At 70.5% G+C, this 23003-nt stretch carries 19 protein-coding genes; 12 read left to right on the top strand and 7 right to left on the bottom strand.

Features of this window, described 5'->3' with window-relative positions; all coding sequences use genetic code 11:
- Positions 1–5 precede the first annotated feature (5 nt).
- Entirely contained in the window at positions 6–1247 is a 1242-nt protein-coding gene (locus HY68_RS32710) for an NAD(P)/FAD-dependent oxidoreductase (RefSeq protein WP_041998670.1), read from the bottom strand.
- A gap of 201 nt (positions 1248–1448) precedes the next feature.
- Between HY68_RS32710 and HY68_RS32705 the strand changes: the two genes are divergently transcribed.
- On the top strand, positions 1449–2036 hold the full coding sequence (locus HY68_RS32705) for a TetR/AcrR family transcriptional regulator (RefSeq protein WP_041998668.1): 588 nt from the start codon (positions 1449–1451) through the stop codon (positions 2034–2036).
- Between the two features lie 13 nt (positions 2037–2049).
- Here the strand turns inward: HY68_RS32705 and HY68_RS32700 are convergent, their stop codons facing one another.
- Positions 2050–2706: a TetR family transcriptional regulator gene (locus HY68_RS32700; RefSeq protein WP_041998665.1), complete on the bottom strand. Its 657-nt coding sequence runs from the start codon at positions 2704–2706 to the stop codon at positions 2050–2052.
- A gap of 117 nt (positions 2707–2823) precedes the next feature.
- On the opposite strand from HY68_RS32700, the gene HY68_RS32695 reads away from it, so the two are divergent.
- On the top strand, positions 2824–4251 hold the full coding sequence (locus HY68_RS32695; RefSeq protein WP_041998662.1) for an MFS transporter: 1428 nt from the start codon (positions 2824–2826) through the stop codon (positions 4249–4251).
- A gap of 118 nt (positions 4252–4369) precedes the next feature.
- On the opposite strand, the gene glgX is transcribed toward HY68_RS32695, so the two are convergent.
- On the bottom strand, positions 4370–6478 hold the full coding sequence (glgX, locus tag HY68_RS32690; RefSeq protein WP_041998661.1) for a glycogen debranching protein GlgX: 2109 nt from the start codon (positions 6476–6478) through the stop codon (positions 4370–4372).
- A gap of 57 nt (positions 6479–6535) precedes the next feature.
- Positions 6536–6889, bottom strand: a complete 354-nt coding sequence (locus tag HY68_RS32685; RefSeq protein WP_041998659.1) for a PRC-barrel domain-containing protein — start codon at positions 6887–6889, stop codon at positions 6536–6538.
- A 185-nt stretch (positions 6890–7074) separates the two neighbouring features.
- On the opposite strand from HY68_RS32685, the gene HY68_RS32680 reads away from it, so the two are divergent.
- Positions 7075–8346 (top strand): S1 family peptidase, encoded by a 1272-nt coding sequence (locus tag HY68_RS32680; protein WP_063779734.1) that lies wholly within the window; start codon positions 7075–7077, stop codon positions 8344–8346.
- A 25-nt stretch (positions 8347–8371) separates the two neighbouring features.
- Here HY68_RS32680 and HY68_RS40190 read toward each other — a convergent pair whose 3' ends face one another.
- Positions 8372–8845, bottom strand: coding sequence for a hypothetical protein (locus HY68_RS40190; RefSeq protein ID WP_063779733.1), 474 nt, complete (start codon positions 8843–8845; stop codon positions 8372–8374).
- 324 nt (positions 8846–9169) lie between these two features.
- Here HY68_RS40190 and HY68_RS32670 point away from each other — a divergent pair, with 324 nt between their 5' ends.
- From HY68_RS32670 to HY68_RS32660, 3 genes are all read left to right on the top strand, one after another.
- On the top strand, positions 9170–10297 hold the full coding sequence (locus HY68_RS32670; RefSeq protein WP_241778836.1) for an ice-binding family protein: 1128 nt from the start codon (positions 9170–9172) through the stop codon (positions 10295–10297).
- 224 nt (positions 10298–10521) lie between these two features.
- Positions 10522–11073: a DUF5819 family protein gene (locus tag HY68_RS32665; RefSeq protein ID WP_347560671.1), complete on the top strand. Its 552-nt coding sequence runs from the start codon at positions 10522–10524 to the stop codon at positions 11071–11073.
- Positions 11060–12133 (top strand): HTTM domain-containing protein, encoded by a 1074-nt coding sequence (locus tag HY68_RS32660; protein ID WP_078864055.1) that lies wholly within the window; start codon positions 11060–11062, stop codon positions 12131–12133. Before HY68_RS32665 ends, HY68_RS32660 begins: the two co-directional genes overlap by 14 nt.
- Positions 12134–12233: 100 nt before the next feature.
- Here the strand turns inward: HY68_RS32660 and HY68_RS32655 are convergent, their stop codons facing one another.
- Positions 12234–13538 carry a glycoside hydrolase family 71/99-like protein gene (locus HY68_RS32655; RefSeq protein WP_078864054.1) on the bottom strand — a complete coding sequence of 435 codons (1305 nt, stop codon included), beginning with the start codon at positions 13536–13538 and terminating at the stop codon, positions 12234–12236.
- Positions 13539–13809: 271 nt separating this feature from the next.
- Between HY68_RS32655 and ctaD the strand changes: the two genes are divergently transcribed.
- The 3 genes from ctaD (at position 13810) to HY68_RS32640 (ending at position 16739) form a co-directional block, all read left to right on the top strand.
- The gene (gene ctaD, locus HY68_RS32650; RefSeq protein WP_041998652.1) at positions 13810–15540 is read left to right on the top strand and encodes a cytochrome c oxidase subunit I; all 1731 of its coding nucleotides are present in this window, start codon (positions 13810–13812) and stop codon (positions 15538–15540) included.
- A 13-nt stretch (positions 15541–15553) separates the two neighbouring features.
- On the top strand, positions 15554–15898 hold the full coding sequence (locus tag HY68_RS32645; protein WP_041998647.1) for a hypothetical protein: 345 nt from the start codon (positions 15554–15556) through the stop codon (positions 15896–15898).
- Positions 15899–15998: 100 nt separating this feature from the next.
- Positions 15999–16739: a type 1 glutamine amidotransferase gene (locus HY68_RS32640; protein WP_041998643.1), complete on the top strand. Its 741-nt coding sequence runs from the start codon at positions 15999–16001 to the stop codon at positions 16737–16739.
- Here HY68_RS32640 and lepB read toward each other — a convergent pair.
- Positions 16736–17539, bottom strand: coding sequence for a signal peptidase I (gene lepB, locus HY68_RS32635; protein ID WP_078864053.1), 804 nt, complete (start codon positions 17537–17539; stop codon positions 16736–16738). The genes HY68_RS32640 and lepB overlap by 4 nt on opposite strands.
- A 99-nt stretch (positions 17540–17638) precedes the next feature.
- Here lepB and HY68_RS32630 point away from each other — a divergent pair, with 99 nt between their 5' ends.
- The 3 genes from HY68_RS32630 to HY68_RS44315 form a co-directional block, all read left to right on the top strand.
- Positions 17639–21472 (top strand): S8 family serine peptidase, encoded by a 3834-nt coding sequence (locus tag HY68_RS32630; RefSeq protein WP_041998640.1) that lies wholly within the window; start codon positions 17639–17641, stop codon positions 21470–21472.
- A gap of 251 nt (positions 21473–21723) precedes the next feature.
- Positions 21724–22725 carry a LuxR family transcriptional regulator gene (locus tag HY68_RS32625; RefSeq protein WP_041998638.1) on the top strand — a complete coding sequence of 334 codons (1002 nt, stop codon included), beginning with the start codon at positions 21724–21726 and terminating at the stop codon, positions 22723–22725.
- A 21-nt stretch (positions 22726–22746) separates the two neighbouring features.
- A partial coding sequence (locus HY68_RS44315; RefSeq protein WP_198533468.1) for a hypothetical protein occupies positions 22747–23003 on the top strand: 257 nt, incomplete at its 3' end.

Raw genomic sequence — 23003 nt, 5'->3', positions numbered from 1 at the left:
AGGCGCTAAGGGCGCAGCTCGCGCAGTACCTCACGGGCCGCCCGCGCGCCGGAGGCCAGCGCGCCCTGGACGGATCCGGTGGCGCGGTGGTCGCCGCACACGAACCGCCCCGGGGCGAGCTGCGCCGGGGTGGTGAGGCGGTGCGGCGGCGGCATGGCGGGCAGGGCGTCCTCGATGGTCCGTACGGTCAGCAGCCGCCACGCCGAGGCGTCCGTCGCGTACGCCTCGGCGAGCGCCGTCCGGAGCCGGGCCTCGCGGCCGGGTGTGTCCGTGCCGAGCACGGAGGTGGCGATCAGCGCGGTCCCTGCGGGGGCGTAGCCGGGGACGACCTCGCTGAGTACGCAGGTGTTGAGGAAGCGGCGGCGCTCGTCCGTGAGCAGGGTGGGCTCGGCCAGCGGCGAGGTGTCGGCCGTGTGGTAATAGGTGGTGGTCGTCCGGTACGGGCCGATGTGCGCCGCGGGCAGGAGGGCCGCCGCCGGGCCGGGTCCGGTGGCCACCACCACGGCTTTCGCGGCGAGTTCGGTGCCGGTCGTCAGCAGGACGCCGTCGTCGGTGAGGCGGTCGACGGGCGACTCGAGACGCAGGGTGCCGGCCGGCAGCGCGTCGGCGAGCTGCCGGGGTACGGCGCCGATGCCGTCCGTGGGCAGACACAGCGTGCCGCGCAGCGTGCTGCGCCAGACGAGGTGGAAGACCCGGCTGGACGTTTCGAGTTCGTCCTCCAGGAAGACTCCCGACAGGAACGGCCGGAAGAACCGTTCGACGAATTCCTCGGAGAGCCCGGCCGCCGCGAGCGCCGAGCGGGTGGTGCGCTCCTCGCCGCGTTTGAGAACACCGGCCGGGGCGAGCATGTCGCGGGCCGACAGGACGCCGAGTGCCAGCAGGTCGCGGGTGCCAGCGAGCCTGCCGGGCAGCAGGTCGGCCGCTTCGCGCGGGCGGCGGGTGGGGTCGCTGAAGCGGAGCCGGCCCCGGTCGGTGTGGATCAGCACGCCGGGGGTGAACGGGCGCAGCGCGAGGGCTCTGAGGTCGAGGCGCCTGCGGACCTGCGGGTAGGAGGTGTTGAAGACCTGGAACCCGCGGTCGATGACGAACCCCTCGTACCGGTCGGACCGCATCCGGCCGCCGACGGCGTCGGACGCTTCGACGAGCCGTACGTCGAGCCCCGCCGTCAGCAGGTCGCCGGCGCAGGCGAGCCCCGCGAGACCCGCGCCCACCACCACCGCGTCGAGCGCTCCGCCCGTCGTCGCCATCGGGAACCTTCCTTGTCGTCGGTGCCGTGCCGGCGATGTCCGCCGTCAGGGGTGTCTGTATATCCCCATAGTTCCGGTCCGCAGCGCCTTGTCGGCCTGTGGTCAGTCGTACGGGTGACTCCTGGTGGCGGCCCGGTGACCCCCTGCCCGGCCGGGTGCCCGCCCCGTTCCGGTACCCCGGTGCCCCCTTACGATGCGGGGGTGGCTCATCCGCGGACCTTCAACGAGAACGACGTCATCGATCGCGCCATGGAGCTGTTCTGGACGAAGGGCTACGAAGGCACCTCAGTCGACGAGCTGAGCGAGCAGTTCGCGCTGCACCCCGGCAGCCTCTTCCGCGCGTTCGGTGACAAACACAGCCTGTTCCTGCGGGCGTTGGAGCAGTACCGGGACTCGCAGGCCCGCGCGGTCGCGCCCGCGCTCCTGGGCGAGGGCCTGGTCGTCCCCCGGATCAGGGCCATCATGCTCGGCTATCTGCAGCTGGCCGCCGAGGAGGCGGAGCCGCGCGGCTGTCTGATCGCGAACACGGCGGGCGAGCTGCTGCCCGGCGATCCGGCCGTCGCCGACTGTCTCGCCGAGGTGCTGTCCGTGGTGGAGGAGGGCCTGCTGAGCGGATTGCGCCACGCGGTCCGGCAGGGCGAGATCCCGGCCACCCTGGACCTGCCCGGTTACGCGGCGATGCTCACGATGATGCTCCAGGGACTGCAGGTCGTGGTGAAGGTCGATCCCGATCCGCTCAGGCTGGTCGGCGCCGTGGACGCGGCGCTGGCGGGGCTGACCGGCCACTGACGGAGCGTCAGCTTCACACGTCCGCGGCGCGCATCCCGGCGACGATCATCGCGGTGCCACGGGCGTAGTACACCTCGTCGCTCGCGCAGTCGACCAACGCGTCGGCCGCGGCCACGACATGGGGGTAGCGGGTCTGCGGGAGCGCGGCGAGCGCGGCTCGCTTGGCGGTGATCTCCTCGTCCCGCTTCTCCTTGTCCGCGATGGCGGCGCCACGGCCCGGTTCGGTCAGTACGAGCGCGACCAGCGAGCTGAGCGCCTGACTCGACGTCTCGGCCGCCCGGTCGACGGAGAAGCTGGCCTCCGCCAGCAGCGCCAAGGCGCGTTCGGCCAGCTTGAGACCCGGTTCGGAGCTGAGCACCCTGCTCAGTACGAGGGCGGCGGCCGCGGGGTGCGGGCGCAGGGCCCGCAGCAGGGCGTCGAAGACGTCGAGCAGTTGCTCGTGCCAGGGCCTGTCGTCGGGTTCCGGCAGCTCGGCCTCGGCGAGCAGCCGTTCGGCGACGGCGTCGAGGATCTCGTCCTTGTCGCGGAAGTGCCGGTAGAGCGCCATGGGTGTCACGCCGTGGTGCTGGGCGAGGCGGCGCGTGGTGACGGCGTCGAGCCCGTCCGCGTCCGCCAGCTCCAGCGCGGTGGAGACCAGCGTCTCCTTGTTCAGTCGTGCCTTCGCACCCATGACCTCGGCCTCTTCCCGTCGCCCGACCCCTTGAGTATACGGTGCACACTCCGCCGTGTTTACTATGTACGCTTACATCGCATACTCAACCGGCGATCTCCCTGTGTGAGGTAATCCGTGCGACGCAGTCCCTGGGCCACGCTGGCCGTGCTGGCCTTCGCCCAATTCATCGTGGTGCTCGACGTGACGATCGTGAACGTCGCGCTGCCCGACATCCAGACCGATCTGCGCTTCTCCTCCGAGAACCTGCAATGGGTCATCAGCGCGTACACGCTGCTCTTCGGCGGTTTCCTGCTGCTCGGCGGACGCGCAGCCGATCTGCTCGGCTCACGGCGGGTGTTCGTCGCCGGGCTCGCGCTCTTCGGCGTGACGTCGCTGCTGGCCGGGTTCGCCGGCTCCCCCGGTGTCCTGATCGCGGCGCGTGCCGTGCAGGGGCTCGGCGGCGCCATGCTGTCGCCTGCCGCGCTGTCGATCCTGACGGTGACCTTCCCGCACGGCAGGGAACGCAACATCGCCATGGGCGTGTGGGGCGGACTCGCCGGGCTCGGCGGCACCCTCGGCGTGGTGGCCGGCGGGCTGCTGGTCGACTCCCTCGACTGGCGCTGGGTGTTCTTCGTGAACGTACCGATCGTCGCCCTGATCGTCCTGCTCACCCCGACCTTCGTGCGGCACATCCCCGGCGCCGGGGCCGGGGCACGCGACTTCGACGCCCTCGGCGCCACGCTCGGCACGACCGGGCTGCTCGCCGTGGTCTACGGCGTCGTACGGGCCGAGCCCGCCGGCTGGGGCTCGCTGGAGGTGGCCGGCTTCCTGCTCGGCGGCGCGGTGCTGCTGACGGCGTTCGTCGTCGTCGAGTCACGCTCGCACGCCCCGCTCGTACCACTGCGGCTCTTCCGCTCCCGCGCCCTGTCCACGGCGAGCGTCGCGCTCGGCCTCAACGGCGCCGCTTTCCTCAGCATGTTCTTCCTGACGTCCATCTATCTCCAGCAGGTGCGCGGCGATTCGGCCCTGGAGGCCGGTGTGCACTTCCTGCCCATGGGGGCGGCCGCCATCGCCGCCGCCGTCGGCGCCACCCAGCTCGTGCAGCGCTTCGGCACCCGGCCCGTCCAACTGGGCGGCGCGATACTGAACGTCGCCGGTCTGGCGCTGCTGATGGGCGTCAGCGCGCACGGCTCGTACACGAGTGAACTCCTGCCCGGCCTGGTGCTGTTCGGCATCGGCATCATCGGACTCGGCGTACCGGCCCAGATCGCGGCCGTCGTGGACGTCGAGAACCACGAAGCGGGCGCGGCCTCCGGGGTGGTGACGGCCTTCTACCAGGTCGGCGGCGCACTCGGACTGGCCGTGGTGACCACCCTGTCCCTCTCGCACACCACGGCGGCGCTGGCGGACGGGGCATCGCAGGAACAGGCACTGGTCGACGGATTCCACCGGGGCCTGCTCGTGGCGGGGGTGTTCACGGTCATCGCCATCGTGGTGACCTTCGCCTCGCCCAGGATCTCGCCCAACGCGGAGCAGTTGGCGAAGGCGACCGCCGCCGCGTGAGCGGCGTCCCCTGGGCGAACGTCGGAGGCGCCTGCTGACGTCGGGCTGACCCCGTACTGATGTCGGCGTGAACCGGTGGCCCGGGGCGAGCGGTTGCCCCGGGCCACCGGCGTGCGGATCAGTCCTCCGCGCGGATCAGCACCAGCGTGCTGCGCGCCTCGGCGCGTACCGTGGAGCCCGCCTTGAGTTCCGACTCGCCGGAGGCGTCCTTCTCCTCGGCGGTGTTCACCGCCACCCGCCAGCTCACCCCGTACCGCTCGGCGGGCAGCCGGAAGTCGAGCGGCTCGTGGTGGCCGTTCAGCAGGATCAAAAACGAGTCGTCGGTCACCCGGTCGCCGCGCGGGTCCGGCTCGCTGATGGCGTCGCCGTTGAGGAAGACCGTGATCGCCCGGGCGTCGCCGCGCTGCCAGTTGGTGTCCTGCATCTCGCCGCCGTCCGGGCGGAGCCAGACCAGGTCGGGCAGCCCGTCGGCGCCGGTGTCGCCACGGAAGAACCGGCGCCGGCGCAGCACGGGGTGGTCGTTGCGGAGCCGGATCAGCCGCCCGGTGAAGTCGAGCAGGTCGCGCTGTCCGGCGTCGAGGTCCCAGTCCACCCAGGCGAGTTCGTTGTCCTGGCAGTACACGTTGTTGTTGCCCTGCTGGGTGCGGCCGAGTTCGTCGCCGTGGGCGAGCATCGGAACGCCTTGCGAGACCAGCAGGGTGGTCAGCAGATTGCGCTGCTGTCTGGCGCGCAGGGCCAGGATGTCCGGGTCGTCGGTCTCGCCCTCGGCGCCGCAGTTCCAGGACCGGTTGGCACTCTCCCCGTCGTTGCCGTCCTCACCGTTGGCCTCGTTGTGTTTGTCGTTGTACGAGACGAGGTCGCGCAGGGTGAAGCCGTCGTGCGCCGTGACGAAGTTGATGCTCGCCAGCGGGCGGCGCCTGTCGTGCTGGTAGAGGTCGGACGAACCGGTGAGCCGCGAGCCGAACTCGGCCAGCGCCGACTCCTCGCCGCGCCAGAAGTCCCGTACGGCGTCACGGTACTTGCCGTTCCACTCGGTCCACAGCGGCGGGAAGTTGCCGACCTGGTAGCCGCCGTCCCCGATGTCCCAGGGCTCGGCGATCAGCTTCACCCGGCTGACGACGGGGTCCTGCTGCACCAGGTCGAAGAAGGCCGAGAGCCGGTCGACCTCGTGGAACTGCCGGGCGAGGGTGGCCGCCAGGTCGAACCGGAAACCGTCGACCCGCATCTCCAGCACCCAGTAGCGCAGCGAGTCCATGATGAGCTGGAGCACGGAGGGGTGGCGCATCAGGAGGCTGTTGCCGGTGCCGGTGGTGTCGTAGTAGTGCTCCCGGTCGCCGTCCACGAGCCGGTAGTACGCGGCGTTGTCGATGCCCCTGAAGGACAGTGTCGGGCCCAGCTCGTTGCCCTCCGCCGTGTGGTTGTAGACGACGTCGAGGATGACCTCGATACCGGCCGCGTGCAGCGCCTTGACCATGGTCTTGAACTCGTCGACCTGCTGGCCGCGGGTGCCGGTCGACGCGTAGGCGTTGTGCGGGGCGAAGAAGCCGATGGTGTTGTAGCCCCAGTAGTTCGACAGGCCGCGCTCGCGCAGGGTGCCGTCCTGGACGAACTGGTGCACCGGCATCAGCTCGATCGCGGTGATGCCGAGCCGGGTCAGGTGGGCGATGATCGCGGGGTGGCCGATCCCGGCGTACGTACCGCGGATCTCCTCGGGCAGGTCGGGGTGGGTGGCGGTGAGACCCCGCACGTGTGCCTCGTAGATGACGGTCTCGTGGTACGGCCGGTTCGGCGGGCGGTCGTCGCCCCAGTCGAAGTACGAGCCGGTCACCACCGACAGCATGGTGTGTCCGAGGTTGTCCTTGGTGTTCTGCTCGTCGGGCCGGCCGAACCGGTAGCCGAACAGTGACTCGTCCCCGTCGACCTGACCGTCGACCGCCTTGGCGTACGGATCGAGAAGCAGCTTCGCGGGATTGCAGCGCTGCCCGTCGGCGGGCGAGTGGGGCCCGTGCACCCGGTACCCGTACCGCTGGCCGGGCCCCACTCCTGGCAGATACGCGTGCCAGACGAACCCGTCGACCTCGGTGAGCCTGACGCGCTCCTCCGTACCCTGATCGCTGATCAGCGCGAGTTCGACCTTTTCCGCGGCCTCCGAGAACAAAGCGAAATTGGTACCCGAGCCGTCATAGGTGGCTCCGAGGGGATGAGAATGTCCTGTCCATGTTTGCACGCGATAACATTAACGGATTCTCCGCCGGGCAAATGCATTGACTGCCGTACGCGAGTTTCAGACGCGGCGGTGACGGCCGTAATGCTCGCCCACCTGGTGGTGATAGGCGGCGTCCCCCACATGCTTTTCCTTGTCGAACTCGGGAGCTTCCTTGATCTGCTCCTTCGTACGGTCGACATAGATTTTCTCTTCTTCCGGGTCGACCCGGCTGACGGTGCCGGCCGGCAGCAGCACATGCTTGCCGAAGATCCAGACGCCCGTGTCGACGACGAGGTAGGCGGAGCCCACCTCGTCGGAGTGTTTGTCGACCTTGCCGACGGTGCCGTCCGTCGCCTCGACCTTGTAGCCGGTCAGGGTGTTGCCCGCGGTGTGTCCCGTCGTCGGCTGGTAGCCCCACATGTTCTCGCTCATCAAACGGCTCCCTCATCGACGTGTACGGATTGTTCCTCTCTGCGCCGACTGCCCCCGTCCCCCGGGTTCACGCAAGGAAGATCCGCGGGCCTCCGGTTGAGAATCCGGCGCCGCTCGCCCGTACCTCCCGGTGGACAGGACGGACCTGTCCCTCTCTGGAGGGCCGTGAGTTGAGCCACCGACATGTGAACAAGCGGACCGGTTTCGCCGCCGGGGCCTGCGCGATCGCCATCGCCGGAGCCGCCATCCTGCTGCCGAGCGCTCACGCGAGCTCCGAACACGAACAGCGAGGTGACCGGCGCACGGAGAGCCGCGTGCTCACGCCGGACGCCGCGGCCCGGCTGGGTACCGCGCTCACCGCGACCCTCGGGAACGGCGCTGCGGGCTGGTACTACAGCGCCGACGCCAAGCAGCTGGTCGTCAACGTCCTCGACGCGCGGGGCGCCCGGAGCGTCGAGGCGGGCGGCGGGGTCGCGCGGATCGTGCCCAACAGCACCGCCGCGCTCAAGAACGCGGCGCAGACCCTCAAGGCCACCGCTTCGGTGCCGGGCACCGCGTGGTCCGTCGACCCGAGGACCAACACGGTCTCCGTACTCGCGGACAGCACCGTCACGGGTGACCGGATGGCGACGCTGAACAGGGCCGTCGACGATCTCGGCGGTCTGGTGACCATGAAGCGGAGCGCCGGCGTGTTCCGGCCCTTCGACGGTCACCACCGCGGCGGACAGGGCATGGCAGGGCAGGGCTCGGACGCCCAGGGTACGGGCGGCCAGGACCAGAGCGGTCAGGACCAGAGCGGGCAGGCCGTCGGCGGGGTGAGCGGGGGCGACGCGATATTCGGCGGCGCCGTCCGCTGCTCCCTCGGCTTCAACGTCGATGTCGCGGGCGCGCCCGCCTTCCTCACCGCCGGGCACTGCGGGAACGAGGCGGACACCTGGTTCGCCGACCAGAACGGCACCCAACAGCTGGGCACCGTCGCCGTGTCGACGTTCCCCGTCGCCGACTTCTCGCTCGTGACGTACGACGACGCGGCCACCCAGCCGCCCAGCGCCGTCGACCTGGGGGACGCCGGTACGCAGGAGATCACCCGGGCCGTGGACGCGAGCGTGGGACTTCAGGTGACCCGCTCCGGCAGCACCACCGGGGTGCACGAAGGTACGGTGACCGGCCTGGACGCCACGGTCAACTACGGCAACGGCGACATCGTCAACGGTCTGATCCAGACCGATGTCTGCGCCGAGCCGGGCGACAGCGGCGGCGCGCTGTTCGCCGCCGACGCCGCCGTCGGCCTCACCTCGGGCGGCAGCGGCGACTGCACCAGCGGCGGCGAGACGTTCTTCCAGCCGGTCACCACGGCGCTGGCCGCCACCGGCGCGACGATCGGCGCCCCGGACGGCGCGGACCCGGGCGCCTCGGACACCGCGGTCGGCGACGAACCGGGCATGACGGACAACTGACCGTCGCCGCACGCCCCTGGCGCGTTCAGCCGCCGACGAGGGCCTCGTCGCCCGCCCGTACCGGCAGGCCGTGCTGGGCGGCCGCCTCCCACTGGCTCCTGCCGGTCGGCTGCCACCGGTCACCGTTCTGCTCGGCCAGCCCGTAACGGGCCAGGCCCTTCAGATGCTTGGTGATGGTCGGCGCCTGGTAGCCGGCGGCCGCGGACAGCTCGTCGACGCTCACCCCTGACGCGCCGGCCGTGTTCAACTCCCGCCAGGTCTTCGCCGCGTGGAGCCCGAGACCGCCGTTGCGCGCGCTGTTGTAGAACACGGGTCCCGCCGGCTCCTCCTGCGCGGCCGGCTCCCCCGGCCCCTGCGGCTCACTTGTCGCCGTATGGGCCGGGGGCGGGATCAGGCCCTTGGCCCTCGGTGTCGCGGCGCGCCGGCCTGCGGCGGGGCCGACCGGACGGGGCGTCCGGTTGACGGTGCGGTGCTTGCGGCCCTTCTTGTGCTTGCTCATCGTGTGGTCACCTTCCCAGCAATATTGATCACACCGGGCCAACGAGCGACGGCGGGTGAAGGCCATCGGCCATCGGAGTGGCCCGCCGGAGTGATTCAACCGAATTACCTTTGTATCGTTGTCATATCTATGGCGATCCGGGCCCGGAATTCTTTTCAATTCACTCGGATGCGTCGAATATCCGAGTCGATTCCGGGCTTAATATTCCGGCGACAGATGTGGCGGCGCCCCGACCCCGTGCCGTCCTCAACAAGAACATCGACTGTGACAGGATCTGGGCCCTCGATGACGCCGAATTTTCTGCGTGCGCCGCAAAGACACCGGATGTCGCGCTGGACAGCCGTAATTGTCGCGCCGCTTGTCGCCGCCGCCGTGGTCGCGACGACCTCCACTCAGGCGAACGCGATCGCAACTCCCGTGCCGCTGGGCACGACGGCCAGCTTCGCCGTACTGGCCGGTGAATCGGTCACCAACACAGGACCGTCCGTCCTCACCGGAGACCTCGGGGTGAGCCCGGGCACGGCCATCAGCGGGTTCCCGCCCGGCATCGTGAACGGTGCGCAGCACTCGGCGGACGCGGTGGCCCTGCAGGCCAAGTCCGACCTGGTGACGGCGTTCAACGACGCGGCGGGGCAGGCAACCGACGCGGCGCTGCCGCCGGACGCGGGCGGCCTGACCCTGGTCCCCGGTGTGTACACGGCCTCCTCGACACTGGGCCTCACCGGCACCCTCACACTGGACGCCCAGGGCGACCCCAACGCCGTGTGGGTCTTCCAGGTCGGTTCGGGACTGACGACGGCCTCCGCGAGCCGGGTGCTGCTGGTCAACGGCGCACAGCCGTGCAACGTGTTCTGGGAGATCGGCAGTTCGGCCACGCTGGGCACCAACTCCACGTTCGTCGGCAACATCCTGGCCCTCACCTCGATCAGTGTGACCACGGGAGCCAGCATCGACGGCCGGGCGCTGGCCCGTAACGGCTCGGTGTCGCTGGACACCAACAGGATCACCAGGTCGACCTGCTCCACCACCACGGGCGGCACGACGACCGGCACCACCACCGGTACGACCACGGGTACCACCACCGGTACGACGACCGGTACGACCACCGGTACGACCACCGGCGGTACGACGACGGGCGTCCTCGGGGGCGTGCTCGGCGGCGTACTCGGCGGCGTGACGACGGGTGGCGGCACCGGCGGTGTGCTCGGCGGCGTACTCGGCGGAGTCGTGACGGGCGGCACCACCGGCGCCACCGTCACCGGCGGCACGACGGGCAGCACCATCACCGGCGGAACCACCGGCGGCGGTCACGGACATGGTCACGGACACGGCCATGGGCACGGGCACGGCAAGCCGCCGGGCCACGGCCACGGCAAGCCGCACAAGCCCGCCCCGTACGGCGAGCAGCCCGGCCAGCACGAGGGCTACGGCGACCAGCCCGACAAGCACTGAGTAACCCGGACAGCGACCGGCGCGTGGCGGAATCGAGGCCGATTCCGCCACGCGCCGCCGTCCCAAGGCAAGAAAGGCCGGGTGGAGCTGTGCTGGTCGGCACGGAACCAACGGATGTAACTGAACAGAGCCGGCCGGACACAGAGCCGCCGCCACCGTCGCGTCGACCGTCGGCGGGGCTCGGGGCCGCCGTCCTGCTGTGCGCTGCGGCGGCGCTGGTCCATGTGTTCCTGGTGTTTCTGCACGTGGCCCCGGCCAACGCCGTCTCACGGCAGTTCAGCCGGCAGGTCAACGCGTGGGTCTATCCCTTGTTCGAACAGAACTGGAAGCTTTTCGCACCCGATCCCGAGTCCGTGAACCAGCGGATCTCGGCCCGCACCGCGCACACCGACGCGGCCGGGGCCGTCACGGTGAGCGGCTGGTTCGACCTGTCCGCCGTGGACGACGAAGCGGTGCGGCACAGTGTGTTTCCCAGCCACACGTCGCAGAACATGCTGCGCAGGGCTTGGTCGTCGTACCTCGAATCGCACGGCGGGGACGACGTGCCGCATTCGGAACGTGCCGTGCTGCTGCAGGAGTATCTGCGTGACATCGCGACCGACCGGGTCGCCGCCCACCGGCACGGCTCTTTCGAGTCCGTCCAGCTCCGCGTCGTCACGGAGCAGATCGCACCGCCGGGCTCGACCGGCACACCTCGCGCGGCAGCCAAGGCGCCGTCCGCCGCCGACACCCGTTATCTGCCCTGGTGGACGGTGATCTCCCATGACAACGACTGAGCGCACCCCCCGCGCGCTGCCCGCCGTACGCGACCGGGCCGCACGGCTCTACGGCCTGCTGACCGAGCGGCCGGTGTCGCTGTACGCCGCGTCCGTGCTGCGTATCGGGTACGGATTCCTCTATCTCACCTTCCTGCTGCGCGAGTTCCCGCACCGTGACGAGATCTGGGGTCCTGACTCACCCTGGACGCCCACCATGGCGCGGCAGCTCTTCGGCCAGACCGGCTGGGCCAGTGTGCTGACGCTGTCCGACAACCGGGCCTATTTCGAGTGCTGTTACGCCCTGGCGCTCGTCGTCTGCGCGCTGTTCCTGGTGGGCTGGCGGACCCGGGTGACGTCGGTGCTGTTCGCCGTCGTGGTGGCCTCGTTCCACGCGCGGGCGATCTTCATGACGGACGGCGGCGACAATCTGATCCTGCTGATGGCGCTGTATCTCACGCTCACCGGGTGCGGGCGCCGCTGGTCCCTGGACGCGCTGCGGGAGCGGCGGCCGGTGTACGGCGCCGCGCGTTCGCGGCTCGGTGAAGCCCGGCGGACGCTGGTCACCGCGGTGCACAACTGCGGGATGTTCGTCATCGCCGCCCAGGTCTGTTTCCTGTACGGCTCAGCCGGCCTCTACAAGGTCCAGGGCGGCAAGTGGGGCGACGGAACCGCGCTGCACTACGTCATGAACCTGGAGCTGTTCCGGCCGTGGCCCGCCCTGTCCCATCTCGTCGACGGTCACGCGGTGTTCATGGCGGTGGCCGGTTACCTGACCGTCCTGCTGCAGGTGGCCTTCCCGTTCGTGCTGTTCGGCAGGCTCAAGTACCCGGTGCTGGTGATGCTGTTGGGGATGCATCTGGGTATCGCGCTGCTCCTCGGGCTGCCGCTGTTCTCCGGCGCGATGATCGTCGCTGACGCGGTGTTCGTCCCGGACCGGTTCTGGCTCCGGGTGCGCGCGCTGCTGCGCGGCGGCCGCCCTCCGGCCGCCGCATCCCCCGTCCAGGACGGCGGCAGCCTGCCCGGCCCCCGGGCCGCGGTGAGCGCGCCTGCCGAGGGCCGGACCGGGCCGAGGAGCTGACGGATCCCGGGCCTGTCGTTCGGATCAGGCCCTGGGGAGTGTCCGCAAAGTATCGTCGTCCGCCCTCGGGGCGAGCCGGACGAGACTTTGCGGACACGACCTAGGTGAGCGGAATCGGCACTGTCTCGCTGATCGGGGTCTGTCCGGTGATCATCTTCGTCGCCGCGCCGGCGAGCCGCAGGTAGAAGTCGGACGAGACGTGCTTGCCGTCGGCGTCGAGGGTGAGGAAGTACTGGTTCGTCGGGATCATCGAAGCGTCCTCGGCGGCCGGCGCGATGGCGGTGGCCTCGTCGTACTCGTCGAACATCGCGATGAACGCCGATGTGGTGCCGGACCTGGTGACGCCCACGGCCTGCTGCCACATGAAGTCGCCCGCCTTGCGGGGGATCTGGTTGCGGGGGTTGCCGGGCTTCCAGTTGGACCACGCGAAGCCGGGGAAGACGACCGGCTGGTAGTCCTGGCCGTTCGCCTTCAACTGGGCCTGGTCGGCGGCGAAGAGCGCGTTGTCGACCGACGCCGAGCCGGTGTTCCACGGCGAGACCATGTTCAGCGCACGGTAGACGGGGGCGAAGCCGGGCTTGGCGTTGCTGTCGGTGCGCCAGCCGCGCGGCACACCGCCGATGACGTACACGCCCTTGCTCTTGAACCAGTTGACCAGGTCGACGCTCTGCTGGGCCGTGCCGGCCCGGTTGGACACACCGAGGCCCCACAGCTCGACGACCGGCTTGCCGCCCTCGTGCGCGTAGGCGGAGGAGTCGGTCAGGTGCATCGAGTTGGTGACGGTGTCCGCCCAGTCGGCCTGGATCGTCTGCTGGAGATTGGCGTCGGTCAGTCCGCTGATGTCGTACTCGACGTAGAAGCCCCTGCCGTACTTCTGCGCGGCGTCGCGGGCCTTGAGTGTGATGTCGTTGCGCTGCTTGTAGCGCGCCGAGCCGACGGTGGCGATGTCACTTCCGAAGCGCTGGAGGGCGGCGCCGTCGATGCCGTACTGCTGCATCCACTTGAAGTGCTGGTCGACGATGGCCGTGGGGTACGAGGAGAAGAGCTGCGCCGGCTGTCCGTTGCCCAGGTTGGCGTAGCCGGTCTGGAACTTGGCACTGGCGGGGTACGCCGACACGTCGGGGTACAGCTCGAAGGTCTGGTTGCCGGGTGACGGTTTGCTGCCCGCCCAGTGGGTCCAGTTGTTGACCGGGGATCCGTCGCCCGGGGCGGCGAACCAGCCCTGGTACCCGGCGTACACCTTGCCCTTGACGCCGGGCTGCGCGGCGGCGGCGGCGGCCGGCCGGGGCAGACTCCCCGCGGAGGCCCGGGGCAGATTGCCCACGGCGGCCCAGATCAGCGCGGCGGCCACGCACAACGCGAGGACGACACGGGGGCGGAGACTTCGTACTATCGGTAGGTTCACGGTTGACACCTTCGGTCCGGCGGTGTGTGGGGACGCGCATCCGGAGCGCTACGCTCGACGCGTACGCATCAAGGTATTTGTAAGTGATACTTACAAATTACGGGGCTGTCAACACTCCGCGCACACCGCACGCTTGACGGCGCGCCACCGCGCGCACCCGCCCGGCACGGCAGCGACGCGCCGGGAAACAACGAGGTCGCACCGCGCCGCCGAATGCACCGCCATGCTCTTGCCGAGTCGTTAAAAACAATCGACCGGAGGAGCGTCGCAATTGACCACCACAGGTACGGCAGGACCGGCCGGGACCGGGAATTCTTATCAGAACAAGGGACCGGGAAAGCGCCGAAAAATCGGCACGATCGTGGTCACTTGGACGACCGCGACCGATCATAAGACGATCGGCTCGATGTATCTCATCACATCGTTCGTGTTTTTCATTCTCGGTGGCATCATGGCGCTCGTCATGCGCGCCGAACTCGCCCGTCCCGGCACCCAGATCGTCTCGAACGAGCAGTACAACCAGGCCTTCACCATGCACGGCACGGTCATGCTGCTGATGTTCGCCACACCGCTGTTCGCCGGTTTCACCAACTGGATCATGCCGCTGCAGATCGGCGCGCCAGACGTCGCGTTCCCGCGGCTGAACATGTTCGCCTACTGGCTCTACCTGTTCGGCTCGACCATCGCCGTGGGCGCTTTCCTCACTCCCGACGGGGCGGCCGACTTCGGCTGGTTCGCCTATTCACCGCTGACCGACGCGGTCCATTCGCCGGGTATCGGCGGTGACTTGTGGATCATGGGGCTTGCCTTCTCCGGATTCGGCACGATCCTCGGTTCCGTCAACTTCATCACCACGATCATCTGCATGCGCGCGCCCGGCATGACCATGTTCCGGATGCCGATCTTCACCTGGAACGTGCTGCTCACCGCGCTGCTGGTGCTGTTCGCCTTCCCCGTGCTCGCCGCCTCGCTCTTCGCGCTGGAGGCCGACCGGAAATTCGGGGCGCACGTCTTCGACCCGGCGAACGGCGGGGCGCTGCTGTGGCAGCACCTCTTCTGGTTCTTCGGCCACCCGGAGGTCTACATCATCGCCCTCCCGTTCTTCGGCATCGCCTCCGAAATCCTGCCGGTCTTCAGCCGCAAGCCGATGTTCGGCTACATCGGTCTGGTCGCCGCCACGATCTCCATCGCAGGCCTGTCCGTGACGGTCTGGGCGCACCACATGTACGTCACCGGCGGTGTGCTGCTGCCGTTCTTCTCCTTCATGACGTTCCTCATCGCGGTACCGACCGGGGTGAAGTTCTTCAACTGGATCGGCACGATCTGGAAGGGGTCCCTCTCCTTCGAGACCCCGATGCTCTGGACGATCGGCTTCCTGGTCACCTTCCTCTTCGGCGGTCTGACCGGGGTCATCCTGGCCTCGCCGCCCCTCGACTTCCACGTCTCCGACTCGTACTTCGTCGTCGCGCACTTCCACTACGTCGTCTTCGGCACCGTGGTCTTCGCGATGTTCGCCGGATTCCACTTCTGGTGGCCGAAGTTCACCGGCAAGATGCTCGACGAACGGCTCGGCAAAATCACCTTCTGGACGCTGTTCATCGGCTTCCACGGCACCTTCCTCATCCAGCACTGGCTGGGCGCCGAAGGCATGCCACGGCGCTACGCCGACTACCTGGCGGCGGACGGCTTCACCACGCTCAACACCATCTCGTCCATCAGCTCGTTCGTGCTGGGTCTGTCGATGCTGCCGTTCTTCTACAACGTCTGGAAGACGGCGAAGTACGGCAAGAAGGTCGAGGTCGACGACCCGTGGGGCTACGGGCGCTCGCTCGAATGGGCGACATCGTGCCCGCCGCCTCGGCACAACTTCGTCACGCTCCCCCGTATCCGCTCCGAGTCGCCGGCGTTCGACCTGCACCACCCGGAGATCTCCGTCATCGACGAGATGGCCACCCGGCCACAGACCTCGGCCATCGTGGCGCCGGGCGACAAGCAGGAGTAGGAGGCGAGAGCGCGTGGAGCTGGACAAGGACAGTGCGCGGGGGCTGGCGCAGCTGGAGGGCTATCTCCTGTGGAACACCGAGGTCCACGAGGCCCGCAGCCAGGCGGCGCTCTTCGCCGAGCAGTTGCCCTGGCTCACCACGGCGCAGCGTGAGGAGGTGGAACAGGTCTACACGGCCGACCGGCTGCGGGTGTCCCGGGCCGTGCTCGTCCGGATCCGGGAGCGCAGCGAGGAGCTGCGGGACGAGTACACGGCGCGCTACCAGCAGCTCAAGGGCCGCTGTGTGGCGCTCACCGTCGTCGCCGTCGGCGGCGCTGTGACGGGTACGTGCACGGCGCTGCCCCTGCTGACGCGCTGAGGCCGCTCCCCGGCCCGGCCGTCGGGCCGGGCCCCGGGGCCTGAGAGGGTGGCAGGTGAACCGGCCCGCGGGTGGGCCGCTCGGAGAGGCAGGAACAGTCATGGCTTCGGCATCGGCGCTCGTCGTACAGCACGGGCCTGCGGGCGGCCCGGGACGCTGGGAGCGCTGGCTGGCCGAAGGCGGGCTCGACCTGTCCGTCGTACCGGCGTACGACGGTGCGCCGCTGCCGCCGAAGCTGGCCCACCGGGCGCTGATCGTGCTCGGCGGGGCCTATCTCCCCGACGACGACGCCCGCGCACCGTGGCTCGCGCCGACCAGGGCCCTGGTCCGCGAGGCCCTCGACACCGGGGTGCCGGTGTTCGGGATCTGCCTGGGCGGCCAGATGCTGGCCCAGGTCGCGGGCGGGACGGTACGGGGCGAGCACGGCACGCCCGAGTTCGGCAGCACCCGGCTGACGCTGCGCGCGGAGGCGGCGGACGACCCGCTGTTCCGCGGGCTGCCCGCGCACCCGACGGCGATCGAGAACCATGTGGACGCGATCACCGAACTGCCGCCGGGCGCGAGCTGGCTGGCCCGCAGCGAACACTGCCCGTACCAGGCGTTCCGGCTCGGCGCGCACGCCTGGGGCGTGCAGTTCCACCCGGAGGCCGCCGCGGAGCGGATCAGCGGATGGAGCACGGAGCGGCTGGAGAAGTACGGCGCGGACCGGACGGAACTGGCCCGGGCAGCCGAGCGCGACGAACCGGCGGCGGTGAAGGTCTGGCACGAGGTGGCGCTGCGGTTCGCCGCGGTGGCGAGGGGCGAGGGGCGAGGGCTGACCCTCCGGCGGGACAGACCCTAGGCGCTCTGCCCGTGGAACGCGCCCACATGCGGCGGCGGCAGGGACGGGCCGCGCGGTGGAGTCCTGCGGACGATCAGCCAGGCCACTCCCAGGGCCAGGCCCGCGAGCACGGCCAGCGCGCCCACGGCGGCGATGCCGATCCAGGCGATGAGGGGCGTCTTGTCGTCGAGCACGCGGTACCGCACGGCGGAGACCGGGATCGTGCCTTCGTGGTCCGCCAGGTAGAACCGGGAATCCATGGAGTTGTTCCGGTTGTCGCCCAGCAGGAAGAGCCGGCCCGGCTCGACGGTCACGTCGTACTTCTCACCGGTTCTGGACGTTTCCCCACCTTTCACGTAAGGCTCATCCAGAACGCGGCTGTTGACGGTTACCTTTCCTTCGACGCAGCAGACGACATGGTCCCCGCCCACGCCCACCACCCGCTTCAGTGTCAGCCCGCCCTCGCCCTTCAGGGGCTCCGAGAGGATGAGGTCGCCCCGCTCGATCCCACTGCCGTCGCTCTTCTCGGCGAAGACCCGCGAACCCGCGTGGTAGGTCGGCTCCATCGAAGCGCCCGCCATTTCCGCGGTGTTGTACCTGGTGCGTGTCACTCCCACGCTTCCGACGACCGCCGCGAGACCCAGCAGAGTCAGTACCAGTGCCGCGATCGCCAGCGGTCTTCCACGCCGTCTGCCCGTACCCACGATGTGCCCTCCCCGGTCCGCCCTGAGCAGGCGGAACGGCCAAAGGTTAGCCGCGCCCGTTCGAGCGCCGGCACCAGGGCCGTCCGGTTGCGAACAGGGGTGGCGCCGTTGCGACATGTCCCAAGCGCGCCAGCCGGAATCCGTGACAGCCCCTCCTGAGCTGCCGGACTCTGAGCGGAGCACGTGACAGCGGCGTGGGACGAAAGGGCTGCACCTATGAGACGGACCCGCCTTTCGGCGGCGATAGCGACGGCGTTGCTGATGACGGCGGGCGCCCTGGCACCCGCGTGGGCATCGCAGGCGCCGCACACCGACAGCGAAGCGAGCGCCGGCGCCCCCGCGGCGGCCGGTCGGAGCGGGCAGAGCGGGCAGCCGGCCACGGTACGGCTGATCACCGGGGACCGGGTCACCGTCGGGGTCGGCCCCGACGGGAAGCGGACGGCGTCCGTCGATCCCGGGCCCGGCAGGGACGGGGTGCTGTTCCGGACGGCCGAACAGGACGGCAAGCTGACGGTCCTGCCGTCCGACGCGCTCGACCTGGTCTCCACCGGCGCGCTGGACCGGCAACTGTTCGACGTCACCGCCCTGTTGGCGCAGGGGTACGACGAGGCGCACAGCGACGGCCTGCCGCTGATCGTGTCGGACCCGAAGGCCGGGTCGGCGGCGGCCGGCACCGCGAGGGAACTCACCGCGCTCAACGACGACGACGCCCCCTCGCGCCGCCTGACGAGCATCGGTGCCCGCTCGGTACGGGTCGCCGACAGTGATCTCGCCGCCTTCTGGCACGAACTCGCCCCTGGCGACGGCGAGATGACCGCCAAGCGGCTGTCCGCGACACCCAAGGTGTGGCTCGACGGCCGGGTGGGCGCTTCCCTGGACCGCAGTACGGGACAGATCAACGCGCCGGCCGCCTGGGCGCTCGGCTACCAGGGCAAGGGCGTCAAGGTCGCCGTCCTGGACACGGGTGTCGACCAGACCCATCCGGACCTGGCCGGCCGGGTGTCGCTGACCAAGGACTTCTCGGGCAGTGGCGGCACCACTGACGTCTTCGGCCACGGCACGCATGTCGCCTCCATCGTCGGCGGCACCGGCGCCGCTTCCGGCGGCAGCCGCAAGGGCGTCGCCTCACAGGCCGACCTGCTGGTCGGCAAGGTCCTCGGGGACGACGGCTACGGCAGCGAGTCGCAGGTCATCGAGGGCATGGAGTGGGCGGCGGCGCAGGGCGCCAAGGTCGTCAACATGAGCCTCGGCTCGGACGAGACGACCGACGGCACCGACCCGATGAGCGCCGCGGTCGACGAGATCACCGAGCGCACCGGGACGTTGTTCGTGGTGGCGGCGGGCAACAACGGCGAGGCCGGGACGGAGACGATCGGTTCGCCCGGCGCCGCCGACGAGGCGCTGACCGTCGGGGCCGTCGACCGCGACGACTCGCTCGCCCCGTTCTCCAGCCGTGGTCCGCGCGTCGGTGACGCCGCGGTGAAGCCCGATGTCACAGCGCCCGGCGTTGACATCGTTGCCACACGCGCGGCGGGTACGACGCTGGGCACCCCCGTCGACGAGTACTACGTCGCGGCTTCCGGCACCTCGATGGCGACACCGCACGTGGCGGGAGCCGCGGCGCTGCTCGCCCAGGAGCACCCCGACTGGGGCGCGCGTGAACTCAAGGACGCGCTGATCAGTACGGCCCACACCGTGTCCGGCACCCTGCCGACGGAACAGGGCGGCGGACGCATCGACCTGGCGAGCGCGACGACCGGTCCCGTCACGGCGACCGGCACGGTCGCGCTCGGTCCGTTCCAGACGGGCGGCGCGAAGCAGTCGGCCGACGCCGCGAACGCCACGATCCATTACACCAACCAGTCGGACAAGGCGGTCTCGCTGCGGCTGACCGCCAAGCTCGCGACGACCGGTGGCCGGGAACTCGGCTCCGGCGCGCTCACGTTCGGCAACGGCGCCGTACAACTGGCGCCGGGCGCTTCGGCCGATGTGCCGCTGGGCGCCGATCCGGCGCGCGCCGAGCGCGGCGAGTACTACGGCTACGTCACCGCCACGGCGGCCGACGGCACCGTCGTCGCCCACACCACCGTCAGCTTCGTGGTGCACGGTCCGATCCACCGGCTCACCGTCACGTCCCTGGACAAGGACGGGCATCCTGACGGGGGGCTGCCGACCATCTGGGGCCCCGACGGGTTCGTGGACTACATCAGCACCGATCCGGCCGTCGCGGAGGTCGAGGAGGGCACGTACCAGCTCAGCAGCTCATCGGTCGACGAGGGCACCGACGGGCAGGAGCTGCGGAACATCGTCCTGCCCGAGGTGAAGGTCACCAAGGACATGGGCGTCACCCTGGACGCCCGGAAGACCACCCAGGTGCAGATCCGCACCCCCGAGCCCGCCGAGCAGCGCGGCGCCCCGAGCTACCAGACCTACCGGCAGATCGACGGGCACAGTCTCACCCAGGGCGTGATGTACTTCGACATCGCCAAGCGGCTGTACGTGAGCCCCACCGCCAAGGTCACCGACGGCACCTTCGAGTTCGCCTCCCGCTGGCAGCTCGTCGCACCGCTGATCAAGGCGGACGTCGTCGGCGCCGACATCGATCTCAACCCGTACTACACCAACTCCTCGCCGCTCTACGCCGAGAAGGGCGTACGGCTGACGGCCGTGGACGCCGGTACGAGCGCGGCGCCGGACCTGCGGCCCGCCAAGGTGCGCGGCAAGCTCGCCGTCGTACGGGACGACGGCTCCGACGAGCGGCAGCTCGCCGACGCGGCGGCGAAGGCCGGCGCGAAGGGACTGCTGCTGGTCTGGCCGACGAAGTACCCGTGGACCAGATGGCGTCCTGACAGCGACCCCAACGCGCTGCCGACCGTACGGGTCAGCGCCGAGGGCGGCGCGGCCCTGCTGGCGCGCGTCAAGCGCCGCAGCACCACGGTCGCGTTCTCCGGGACGGCGCGCAGCCCGTACCTCTACGACGTGATGCAGACCTCGGTCGGTCAGGTCCCGCAGAACGTGGTCTACACGGTCTCGGACCGCAACACCGCCCAGGTCCGCACCACGTACGCCGACAACGGCGGGCTGCCGTGGGCGAGCGAGCAGCGGTTCGGCTGGCGCCCGTACCAGGACTACGCCTGGAACCAGTACAGCCGCTTCGTGCCGACCGGCTTCCGGCGTACGGAGTACGTGAGCGCCGACGACACCACGTGGCAGCACTACGTCAGTCACACCACGGCGTTCGACGTGGACGTGCCGCTCAACACCGGGATGCGGGACGGCCAGCAGCAGTACAAGGCGGGCGCCAGGAGCGACGAGAGCTGGTTCGGCGCCGTGGTCCGGCCCTCGGTCCCGGCCGGTACGGCGACCCCGTCCACCCGCGACGGGAACGTCCTGTCGCTGCGGATCCCCGAGTTCACCGACGCGAAGGCGGGCCACTGGTCGCGCTCGGTCGTCGACGGCGGCATCGGCACGTCAGGGACGGCGGCGCGGGACCCGCTGCCGGCAGGTGACGCCTCGTCGGCCAAGCTGTTCCGCGACGGGGTCGAGGTGGCCACGGCCGACAGCGCCTGGGCCGATGTCGAGGTGGCGCCCGGCGCGGCCGGCTACCGGCTGGACCTGTCGACGTCCCGCACCTCGGACGAGTGGACGTTCGGCACCCGTACGGCGACCTCGTGGTCGTTCCGCTCGGGTAACGCATCGGCCGAGACCGCGCTCCCGCTGCTCCAGGTCGACTACGACGTACCGGTCGACGCGGACAACGCGGTGCGCGAGGGACGCCGGCACGACATCGGTCTGACCGTGCGCGAACAGCCGGGTCTCGCCGCTCCGCAGGGCGTCAAGGTACGGGTCGACGCCTCGTACGACGACGGCCGGACGTGGACGGCGGCGACCCGGGTCGCCGGTCGTGGCCACAACCGGTTCGCGGCGACGCTGGAGCAGCCGAGGCGCACGGCGGACGACGCGTTCGTGACGCTGCGGGTGACCGCCACGGACAAGGCGGGCAACAGCGTCCGGCAGACCGTGGAACGCGCCTACCGCCTCGGCGGGTAGCGGAGGCGGCCAACGCGAGGCCGGGGCCCGTCCGGCGGGGAGCGGGGACGGACGGGCCCGGGGCCACAGCGGCGGGTACGGGGATGCTGAATGCCCCGTACCCGCCGCTTTCTGACGCTCCGGCACCCGCTGCCACCAGGCGTATAGTGCCGTTTCCTAGCGTCGGCGCCGACGGATCGGGCGGCCCTGACCCTCTCGGCGCGGGCGCCGCCCCCTCGGACATGACGGCGGTTCGCCGGAGAGGAGCGGCAATGCTGGAGGCTGTGGGCCTGACCGAGACGGAGGAATCCGTCTACCGGCTGCTCGTGACGACGCCCACCGCCGCAGCGGACGAGATATCGGAGCGCGCCGGTCTCAGTCCGCACGAGACGGAGCGCGCCCTGGCCTCGCTCACCGACAAGGGCCTCGCCAGCTGGACGGACCGGACCCCGCGGAGCTTTGTCGCCGCTCCCCCGGACGTCGCCCTGCTGCCGCATCTGCAGCGCAGGTCGGACGCGCTCGACGAGGCCCGCGCCGCCGTGACCGATCTGGTGGAGACGTACCGGCGTACCCGCCGGCGCAGCGACCCCGACCAGCTCATCGAGGTGATCACCGGCGCCGAGGCGCTGCGCCAGCAGCTGCGGCAGATCCAGGACAACACCCGGCACGAGATGCTGTGGTTCTGCAAGGCGCAGTACGTCGCGATGCCGTCGGGCAGCAACAAGGCCGAGTTCGACGCGCTGGCCCGTGGGGTGCGCTACCGCGTCCTGTACGAGCGGGCGTTCTTCGACGACGCGGGGGCGGTCGACAACGTGGTGGAGGGTGTGCGGGCCGGCGAGATCGCCCGCGCCGTGCCGCATCTGCCGCTCAGGCTGGCGGTCGCCGACCGGTCCATCGCGATCTGTCCGCTGGTTCCCGGCGGCCCCGGCGGCAGTTCGGAGGAGCCGACCACGGCGCTGGTGCGCGGGAGCAGTCTGCTGGAGGCGCTGGTCGCCCTGTTCGAGCGGTACTGGGAGGACGCGGTACCGCTGGATGTCAGCGCGTCGGGCGAGGTGAGCGGTACGGACGGCACGGCGCCGGGACAGGTGCTGTCGGCGACGGACCGCCAGCTGCTGTCGCTGCTCGTGGCGGGGGTGGCCGACAAGGCCATAGCGAGTCAGATGGGGCTCAGCAGACGGACGGTGCAGCGGCGTATCCAGGGGATGATGACGGCCGTCGGCGCGACGACCCGGATGCAGCTGGCGTGGCAGGCGGCCCGCAGAGGCCTGATGTAGCGCGGCCGTCAGGCGTCGGGGGTGTCGCCCTCGGGCGGGTCTGCGGGTTCCGTCGCCGGGGGTGTGGTGGGGGCGGTGGGGCTCTGCGGGGGTGTGGTGGTCGGGGACGGCTGCGCGGGCGGTGTCGTCGGCGCGGGGGGTGTGGTCTTCCTCGTGGGCCGCTCGGCCGCGGGTGAGGCTTCGGCCGCGGACGTCGTCTTCTCGTCCGGGCTCGCGGACCGGACCGCGCTCGACCGCGCCGCGGGCCGGGCGGACGTGCCCGCCTCGGCCGGCGCCGG

Source organism: Streptomyces sp. AcH 505, assembly GCF_000818175.1.
Taxonomy (GTDB): Bacteria; Actinomycetota; Actinomycetes; order Streptomycetales; family Streptomycetaceae; genus Streptomyces.
Note: the sequence above shows the minus strand (reverse complement) of the source record. Positions and strands in the feature narration are given on the sequence as shown.

Excerpts from the sequence above, each read along its gene's own strand:
- HY68_RS32710 (WP_041998670.1), bottom strand. The coding sequence starts at position 1,247 with ATGGCGACGACGGGCGGAGCGCTCGACGCGGTGGTGGTGGGCGCGGGT.
- HY68_RS32700 (WP_041998665.1), bottom strand. The coding sequence starts at position 2,706 with ATGGGTGCGAAGGCACGACTGAACAAGGAGACGCTGGTCTCCACCGCG.
- HY68_RS32685 (WP_041998659.1), bottom strand. The coding sequence starts at position 6,889 with ATGAGCGAGAACATGTGGGGCTACCAGCCGACGACGGGACACACCGCG.
- HY68_RS40190 (WP_063779733.1), bottom strand. The coding sequence starts at position 8,845 with ATGAGCAAGCACAAGAAGGGCCGCAAGCACCGCACCGTCAACCGGACG.
- HY68_RS32670 (WP_241778836.1), top strand. The coding sequence starts at position 9,170 with ATGTCGCGCTGGACAGCCGTAATTGTCGCGCCGCTTGTCGCCGCCGCC.
- HY68_RS32660 (WP_078864055.1), top strand. The coding sequence starts at position 11,060 with ATGACAACGACTGAGCGCACCCCCCGCGCGCTGCCCGCCGTACGCGAC.
- HY68_RS32640 (WP_041998643.1), top strand. The coding sequence starts at position 15,999 with ATGGCTTCGGCATCGGCGCTCGTCGTACAGCACGGGCCTGCGGGCGGC.
- lepB (WP_078864053.1), bottom strand. The coding sequence starts at position 17,539 with ATGTCGCAACGGCGCCACCCCTGTTCGCAACCGGACGGCCCTGGTGCC.
- HY68_RS32630 (WP_041998640.1), top strand. The coding sequence starts at position 17,639 with ATGAGACGGACCCGCCTTTCGGCGGCGATAGCGACGGCGTTGCTGATG.
- HY68_RS32625 (WP_041998638.1), top strand. The coding sequence starts at position 21,724 with ATGCTGGAGGCTGTGGGCCTGACCGAGACGGAGGAATCCGTCTACCGG.